We start from the raw sequence: 7,154 nt of genomic DNA on the forward strand, positions 1-7,154 counted from the left end.
TCAACAGCCCCTAAATAAGGCTCTGAATATATTTATGATTTATGACTCTTATATTGGCTTTTGATGAAACAAATGTGTCAATTTTAATCTGAACGTCTGTCGAACACGTAAGATGAAAAGACACTAGGAACTAGAAATAATGGAACTTAAAGAATTTTTAGATGCGCTAGCGGCATCACCTGAGACAGTAGAATTTGAAACGACAATGGCAGCGATAGAGGCAAACTACGCGTTTACGCCAGCGGCTTTTGTGAATGGTGAAACGCAGAATAATGCCGGTGAGAATAACGGCTCGTGTAAGATCTTCGCTTTTGGTCAATTGAACAACCTAAGCAAAGAAGCAACGTTGGCGTGTTTTGGTCGCTTCTACCGTGAAGACGTATTGGTACATCCAGAGAACAACGACCATCAAAACATTCGTAACTTTATGGTGACAGGTTGGGATGGTGTGAAGTTTGAATCCCAAGCGTTAGCGCAGAAATAGTTCGCAGAACTTACCTTCATTTCAATGATAGCCAGTCCGTTATGCCCTATGTTCGATAGGCTAGGCGACTGGCTTTTTCTCCAAACATTTACGACACAAACAAAGCTGTCCCGCTTCTGGCTTTGGTAAATCTCTGGTCTCAATATCAAAGCACCAGCACGTCTCTTTCCCCGCAGCAATATCGCAGTGCGCGTTCGTGCCACACTCAGGGCAAGAGTGGGTTGAGTCATTTCCAACCAATTGCTCGATGATCGCGTCTCGTTGAGCATCAGACTTATCTTTCCACTGCACGATTTCTTCCATGGTTCGGTGACAGCCAGAACAGATTCCGCCGTTGTTTTTACAGGCTGCGCGGCAAGGTGACTTCATTATTTTTCTCGTTATGCTTTCCAGTAAGCGGCGTACTTTAACATGAAATTGTGCAACGGGAAGTTCAATACTTGATTCAACAAAATATCCATTGAGTGAATAAATACTGGTCAAATTTATATGGAATGATAAACTGTATATTCAAAGTTTAAGGAGTTGGTATGTTTAAGTCATTGGTTGAGCGCTTGTTTAAGGCGACGGTAGTTGTATCTCTGGGTTTCATCTTGAGTGGATGTGCTGGTGGCCCCGTCGTCAGTGCGACGAAATTCACCAGTTATGAAGATTTTCGTCCTGGTCCAGAGGGTGGGGTCGATCTCGTTTGGGCGAGAGTAGGCTTGCGCGATGCTGCTCGTTTGAAACAGAAAATGGATGATTACGACAGCGTGGTAATTGATCGAGTGATGGTTGTGGTTCAAGAATCTGAGCTGGATGATGAAGAAATCAATGAATTGACGACATACATGGTTGATCAGCTAAAAGCGCGCATCTCACCCGTCAAAAAGATTGTCGACCAACCCGGTGAAAAAACACTTCGCTTGAGCATTGCGGTAAGTAATGTGGAAACGCCGAATCCCGTTCTTGCTATCACCTCAAGCATTCTGCCGGTTGGCTTGGGGATTTCTACCATCTCAAAAATAACGACAGGTGAGCACACCAATGTAGGCTCAGCGACGGTGGAGTTACTGGTGAGCGATTCTGAGAGTGATGCGCCTTTGTTCGCGGCGATTGATCGTCAAGCAGGAAACAAAGACTTCTCAACCATGATTGACTCTTTAGACGATGCTAAAGACGCAATTAACTGGTGGGTCGATCGCTTGGGTGTTACTCTTAGCCAAGATTTATCCCAACAGACTCCGTAGTATATGTTAGAAAAAGAAAACCTTATTAAACTCGCTCGAATGCAAATGCCGTTTGGCAAATACGCTGGGCGTGTTCTTATTGATCTTCCAGAAGAATACCTACTCTGGTTTGATAAAAAAGGTTTTCCGGAAGGGGAGTTAGGCGAACTGCTAAAGCTCTGCCTCGCACTTAAAATTGAAGGCTTGGACAGTGTTGTTAAGCCTTTAAAGCGCATGTAGCCTGCCAGAGAAACTCCCTATTTTTGATTTAAAGAATTACCATGAATTTTGATATTAATGCACTAAAACACCACCAACTGGTCGAAGATGGTCAACTAGAAGGGTGCTACCTTCATCAACCTGCAAAGGGCAGTCAGCAAGATGACAAAGCGGTTTTGGCAGAACGCCAAGCGTTGGAAAAGATGGGGTATAAGGTGATTCAGGTCCAAGCTAAAGGCGGAACCACAACGTTTGCTGAGGCAATGCAAGAGTTTGCGCAGAAGACGGGGCTCCAGCCCAAGTAATAAGCGAATGGAGCAGGGCTTTTTATGTCTGGCTTATCGGCTTCTTTGATACTTTTTCGCGATCTAGAACGCACAAAAAAGCCCGTAGCATCACGCTTACGGGCTTTCTTAATTCGTTTTAACTAGGCTTTTTCAGGCGCTAGGCTTTTTTTTTCCTGTTGCATTTTCGCAAGGAAGTACACGTTAACACATGCAATAAAGCCGTTTGTTAGTACTACTGGCCATGAATCAATCATCAAACCGTAAGCTGTGAAAAGCGCACAGCCGATAAAGTTAAGGATACGAAGCTTAACGATATCTTTCATAGTTAGTGAGATTGCAACCATGATTGAAGCCGCGTAGCCTAGAATCTCAACCATATTCATTTCCATTATTTGACCCTCTTAAATCTGCCGAATTCTGTCGGTACCACTTCTTCTCATCTTGAGATTAACGAGGAAGCTCCATGCCTCGAATGGTCTTGTTCGTTTTGATGGGTGAACTATAGCAATGGAAAAACCGTGATGAAAGCCTCAAATCAAGGTTAAGAGAAGGTTAGCGATTACGCAAACGTTTAGGAAAAAAATCATTGATAATTTTACTTATTATGTTGATTGATAATAACGATGTCACCAATAGATAAAACAAAGTTGAAGAAATAAGAATTATCGCATACTATTGCAAATGAGAATTATTTACAATTAAGTCGATATTATGCCAGTAGCCATCAGTTTCTTGTTTTCGTTTGCTCTAATGATGCGTACTAAACCTCATACATGGGGCGTGATTCTTCACGTTTTAACACATGTGTTGATGCTACTTCTTATCCCTTCTGACTATGTTGTCCAATACCTTATGGTGATGTTTTTCTCTTCTCCATTCCTTATTCGACTTGCAAAACGCTCCTCTTCTTATGACATCTTATTTGCCTTTTTACCGCTTCTTATCGGTACTGGCGGGATGATGTTTACCGCTTAAAATCTGCTGGTTTCTACTTTTTACAATTAAGGTCTAAGCTTTAATTAATAGGCTTATGTTTTCATATGGTTATGTAATGTATTGCCATGGTGACAAATGCCATTGTTGTGATGAAACACAGATAACATGTCTAAAGCGTATTGAATGTTCAAAATTTGATTGTTTATTGAGTTGATTGTTAGTTAAATCAGCATTGTGAGCCAATGCGCATCACATTTCGATAAACTAAAATAATTTATAAAGGTCTTTCGTAAAGACGTTAGGCAATGAGCGGGGGTCAGATGAGTACACAAACTGTGCCGCAGGAAGTAGTTGTTGATGCTGTCAAAGGTAGTGTTTACGCTTTAACCCCAGAAGGGAATGTTAGAGAAGTAAAAGTTGGGGATATTTTATTTTCTGATGAGGTGGTCATCACGGAAAATGGTGCTGCTCTGGAGGTTATTGCTGAGGGGGCACTTTATCTCGTTGATGAGAATTGTGTTGCTTGCATACCAACCTCAAGTCCTGAACAAGACTCTAGTGATGCGCTTGTCGTAGCGCCTGTTGATGGCAAGGTTAACGTTGACCCAACCGCAACTGGTGATGCTGAATTCGGTGAAGAAGATGTCGCTGCGATTCAACAAGCTATTTTAGAAGGCGCCGACCCAACGGCTATTCTTGAAGCTACTGCTGCTGGTCCAGGTGGTGGTGGCGGTGCGGGATCGGCAAATGCGGGTTTTGTCACCATTGAATACAATAACCCTGAAATTCTTGCTTCTACCTTTTTTGAAACCTCCGCTCCAACAACCGACACTGAAACTGATGAAGATTTGGATGGCATTAATGTCACCATCTTTGCTGATGGCGGTCAAACGCTGTCTTCTCAAGTAACAGAAGGCTCTATTTCTCTCTCTACTTACCCTCAAACTATTTCTTCAACTGTGGTGGTTGGCGCCGCTGATCTCGCACTTGATACAGACTCCTTTGTACCTGAAGCCACATCTCTTGCATCTTTACTGGCAGAGTTAAACGCGGATATCACCTCCGGTGGTGTTGCTGTTTCATTTGTCTATGATGAAAACCAAAATGCGATCATCGGTACTCAAGGTAGTAACGAAGTTCTTCGTATTGAAATTGATGCAACGTCGTTAGGTTTAGATGCAGAACTTGAAGTCACCACGACAATTAGCCAAGGTATTGATCATTTACCTTCGATAGCGGATGGACAAGTCTCCATCGCTGGCGACCAAATTAGCATTGCATTTGATATTACGGGTGCAGATGTAGGTGGTAACAGTATTCTAGCTCCAGTGGATTTTACAACCACTGTGATTGATGGTGATAACCCAAGTTCGCAAGACATCGCGTTTGAAAATGTTGAGTCTTCTTCAACACCTATTACAGGGAGCTTTGTCGATATTGGCAGTGATCAGCTATCTTCTGTCTCTTTTAACCAAGAAGGCTTGAGCCAGTTTAATGGTTTGCTTAGTGACAACCAAGCAACAGAAGCAACACTATCCGATGACGGCAGCACCATTATTTTATCTATCGCCGGTTCTAACGAAACGGTTTTATCGATAAGCCTCAACACAGATGGTACGTATCAATTCGAGCAGTTCAAACCGCTAGAGCAGAGTAATGCCGACGATACCATTGTGCTTTCCCTGCCTACCACTATTGTTGATTTTGACCAGGACATCACTGCTAATACGTTCAGCCTGACCATTTCTGATGGCAACAATCCAGTTATCGAAAACGTGACAGGGCTATCTTTAGACGAAGCGGGCGTAGATCAAGGCTCTCAAGAAGGGGCTGTGATTACCAGTGGTGCTGGATCTATTACGACTTCTGTTGGCAGTGACATTGTCGACCATTATGAATTAGAACCGAGCGAATTTAATAACTCTGGAGAGCTGCAATCTCAAGGGCAAGTTGTTCAACTGGAACAAACCTCCGAGAGCAATGGCGTTCGTACTTATGAAGGGTATATCGAACTGGGTGGTAATCGCATCACGGTCTTTGATGTGACGGTTGACTCTCCGGATCTTGGTGAATACCAGTTTAATCTATATGAACAGTTGGATCACACTGGCAGTAATAATGATTCTCTAACGTTTTCTTTGCCAGTCTATGCAGTGGACGCCGACGGAGACCGCTCATCTATTACCGCTGGCTCGAATACACCTGAAGCTGCTCAGATTGTCATTCAAGTCCAAGATGACACCCCTACGATTGATGATGTAGTTGCCTTGTCAGTTGATGAAGATGATTTAGCGTCAATTGGTTCAGATGGCTCCGAATCAATTTCAGTTGGTGGTAACTTCACGACGACACAAGGCTCCGACCGAGTGGTGAGCTACCAGCTTGATGGATCTGCGACGCCAGTTGATGGTTTGAAATCGCAAGGCGTCGATGTGACGTTGGCGGAAACCGCAAACCCAGATGGAAGCTTCACTTATGAGGCGACTGCTGGAGTGAATGCAATATTCACTCTTACGGTGAACACCGATGGCAGTTATAACTTCACGCTACAAGGTCCAATTGACCACGCGCCAAACAGTGATGAATTGCTCCTCAATTTCCCAGTTATAGCGACAGATTTTGATGGCGATACCTCGACGACAACGATTCCTGTCACGATTGTAGACGACAAGCCAACGATTACTGATGCCGATGCCATCTCTGTCGATGAAGATGATTTAGCAAGTATTGGCTCAGACCAAAGTAATCCGGTTTCTATCGATGGCAACTTCACTACAACACAAGGTTCTGACCGAGTGGTGAGTTACCAGCTCGATAATTCTGCAACGCCAGTCGATGGTTTGAAATCACAAGGTGTTGATGTGACGTTAGCGGAAACAGCGAACTCAGATGGTAGTTTCACTTATGAAGCGACAGCGGGTGCAAATGCGGTCTTTACGCTGACGGTAAACACCGATGGTAGCTACAACTTCACGCTGCAAGGTCCAATCGACCATGCTCCGAACAGTGATGAGCTGATCCTCAATTTCCCAATCATTGCGACAGACTTCGATGGCGATACCTCTACAGCAACAATTCCGGTTACCATCGTAGATGATCAGCCGACCATTGCCGACGTCGTTGCGCTTTCTGTCGATGAAGATGACCTAGCGAGTATCGGCTCAGACCAAAGCAATCCAATTTCCATTGATGGCAATTTTACGACGACACAAGGTTCTGACCGAGTAGTAAGTTATCAATTAGATAGCGCTGCAACGCCAGTTGATGGTTTGAAGTCGCAAGGTGTTGACGTCACTCTGAATGAAACAGCAAACCCAGATGGTAGCTTTACGTATGAAGCGACAGCAGGTGCTAACGCGGTATTCACGCTTACCGTTAATACAGATGGCAGCTATAACTTTACGCTGCAAGGTCCAATCGATCATGCGCCAAACAGTGATGAGTTGATCCTCAACTTCCCAATCATTGCGACAGACTTTGACGGTGATAGTACAACGGCAACCATTCCAGTAACGATTGTGGATGACAAGCCGACGATTACTGATGTAGATGCGAGCTCTGTCGATGAAGATGATTTAGCGAGTACCGGCTCAGACCAAAGCAATCCAGTTTCAATTGATGGTAACTTTACGACAACACAAGGTTCCGACCGAGTAGTAAGTTATCAATTAGATAGTGCTGCAACGCCAGTCGATGGTTTGAAGTCGCAAGGAGTCGACGTCAGTCTAAACGAAACGGCTAATCCAGATGGTAGCTTCACTTATGAAGCAACAGCTGGGGCAAATCCCGTATTCACTCTGACGGTGAACCCAGATGGCAGCTACAATTTTACGCTACAAGGTCCAATTGACCACGCGCCAAATAGCGATGAGTTGGTTCTCAACTTCCCAATTACGGCGACCGATTTTGATGGTGATACGTCAACAGTAAGCATTCCAGTGACTATCATCGATGATAAACCAATAATCACAGACGTAGATGCGATTTCTGTCGATGAAGATGACCTAGCAAATATCGGCT

8 protein-coding genes are annotated in these 7,154 nt (G+C 44.0%); 6 read left to right on the plus strand and 2 right to left on the minus strand.

The genetic code is table 11. From position 1 onward, the window contains the following. Window positions 1-139: 139 nt before the first annotated feature. A complete protein-coding gene (locus VHA02S_RS24165; protein WP_038898236.1) occupies window positions 140-484 on the plus strand; it encodes a HopJ type III effector protein in 345 nt (114 codons plus the stop codon). Window positions 485-544: 60 nt separating this feature from the next. On the opposite strand, the gene VHA02S_RS24170 is transcribed toward VHA02S_RS24165, so the two are convergent. Further along, entirely contained in the window at window positions 545-853 is a 309-nt protein-coding gene (locus VHA02S_RS24170; RefSeq protein ID WP_017188880.1) for a cysteine-rich CWC family protein, read from the minus strand. Between the two features lie 161 nt (window positions 854-1,014). Between VHA02S_RS24170 and VHA02S_RS24175 the strand changes: the two genes are divergently transcribed. Genes VHA02S_RS24175 through VHA02S_RS24185 form a run of 3 tightly spaced genes read left to right on the plus strand, consistent with a single transcriptional unit; the run spans window position 1,015 to window position 2,216 of the window. Then, the gene (locus VHA02S_RS24175) at window positions 1,015-1,713 is read left to right on the plus strand and encodes a DUF3313 domain-containing protein (protein WP_038898237.1); all 699 of its coding nucleotides are present in this window, start codon (window positions 1,015-1,017) and stop codon (window positions 1,711-1,713) included. Between the two features lie 3 nt (window positions 1,714-1,716). After that, window positions 1,717-1,932 carry a DUF3820 family protein gene (locus tag VHA02S_RS24180; RefSeq protein ID WP_005433583.1) on the plus strand — a complete coding sequence of 72 codons (216 nt, stop codon included), beginning with the start codon at window positions 1,717-1,719 and terminating at the stop codon, window positions 1,930-1,932. A gap of 41 nt (window positions 1,933-1,973) precedes the next feature. After that, complete coding sequence (locus VHA02S_RS24185; RefSeq protein ID WP_005453747.1) at window positions 1,974-2,216, plus strand: hypothetical protein; 243 nt, start codon at window positions 1,974-1,976, stop codon at window positions 2,214-2,216. Window positions 2,217-2,338: 122 nt separating this feature from the next. Here the strand turns inward: VHA02S_RS24185 and VHA02S_RS24190 are convergent, their stop codons facing one another. Further along, on the minus strand, window positions 2,339-2,587 hold the full coding sequence (locus tag VHA02S_RS24190) for a YgjV family protein (RefSeq protein WP_009696088.1): 249 nt from the start codon (window positions 2,585-2,587) through the stop codon (window positions 2,339-2,341). 322 nt (window positions 2,588-2,909) lie between these two features. Here VHA02S_RS24190 and VHA02S_RS24195 point away from each other — a divergent pair, with 322 nt between their 5' ends. After that, entirely contained in the window at window positions 2,910-3,173 is a 264-nt protein-coding gene (locus tag VHA02S_RS24195) for a hypothetical protein (RefSeq protein ID WP_005453751.1), read from the plus strand. 281 nt (window positions 3,174-3,454) lie between these two features. Next, window positions 3,455-7,154, plus strand: a 3,700-nt coding sequence (locus VHA02S_RS24200; protein ID WP_155725050.1) for a retention module-containing protein, incomplete at its 3' end; no start/stop codon positions are given.

The organism is Vibrio harveyi NBRC 15634 = ATCC 14126 = KCTC 12724, assembly GCF_001591145.1.
GTDB lineage: Bacteria > Pseudomonadota > Gammaproteobacteria > Enterobacterales > Vibrionaceae > Vibrio > Vibrio harveyi.

Excerpts from the sequence above, each read along its gene's own strand:
- VHA02S_RS24175 (WP_038898237.1), top strand. The coding sequence starts at position 1,015 with ATGTTTAAGTCATTGGTTGAGCGCTTGTTTAAGGCGACGGTAGTTGTA.
- VHA02S_RS24180 (WP_005433583.1), top strand. The coding sequence starts at position 1,717 with ATGTTAGAAAAAGAAAACCTTATTAAACTCGCTCGAATGCAAATGCCG.
- VHA02S_RS24190 (WP_009696088.1), bottom strand. The coding sequence starts at position 2,587 with ATGGAAATGAATATGGTTGAGATTCTAGGCTACGCGGCTTCAATCATG.
- VHA02S_RS24185 (WP_005453747.1), top strand. The coding sequence starts at position 1,974 with ATGAATTTTGATATTAATGCACTAAAACACCACCAACTGGTCGAAGAT.
- VHA02S_RS24165 (WP_038898236.1), top strand. The coding sequence starts at position 140 with ATGGAACTTAAAGAATTTTTAGATGCGCTAGCGGCATCACCTGAGACA.
- VHA02S_RS24170 (WP_017188880.1), bottom strand. The coding sequence starts at position 853 with ATGAAGTCACCTTGCCGCGCAGCCTGTAAAAACAACGGCGGAATCTGT.
- VHA02S_RS24195 (WP_005453751.1), top strand. The coding sequence starts at position 2,910 with ATGCCAGTAGCCATCAGTTTCTTGTTTTCGTTTGCTCTAATGATGCGT.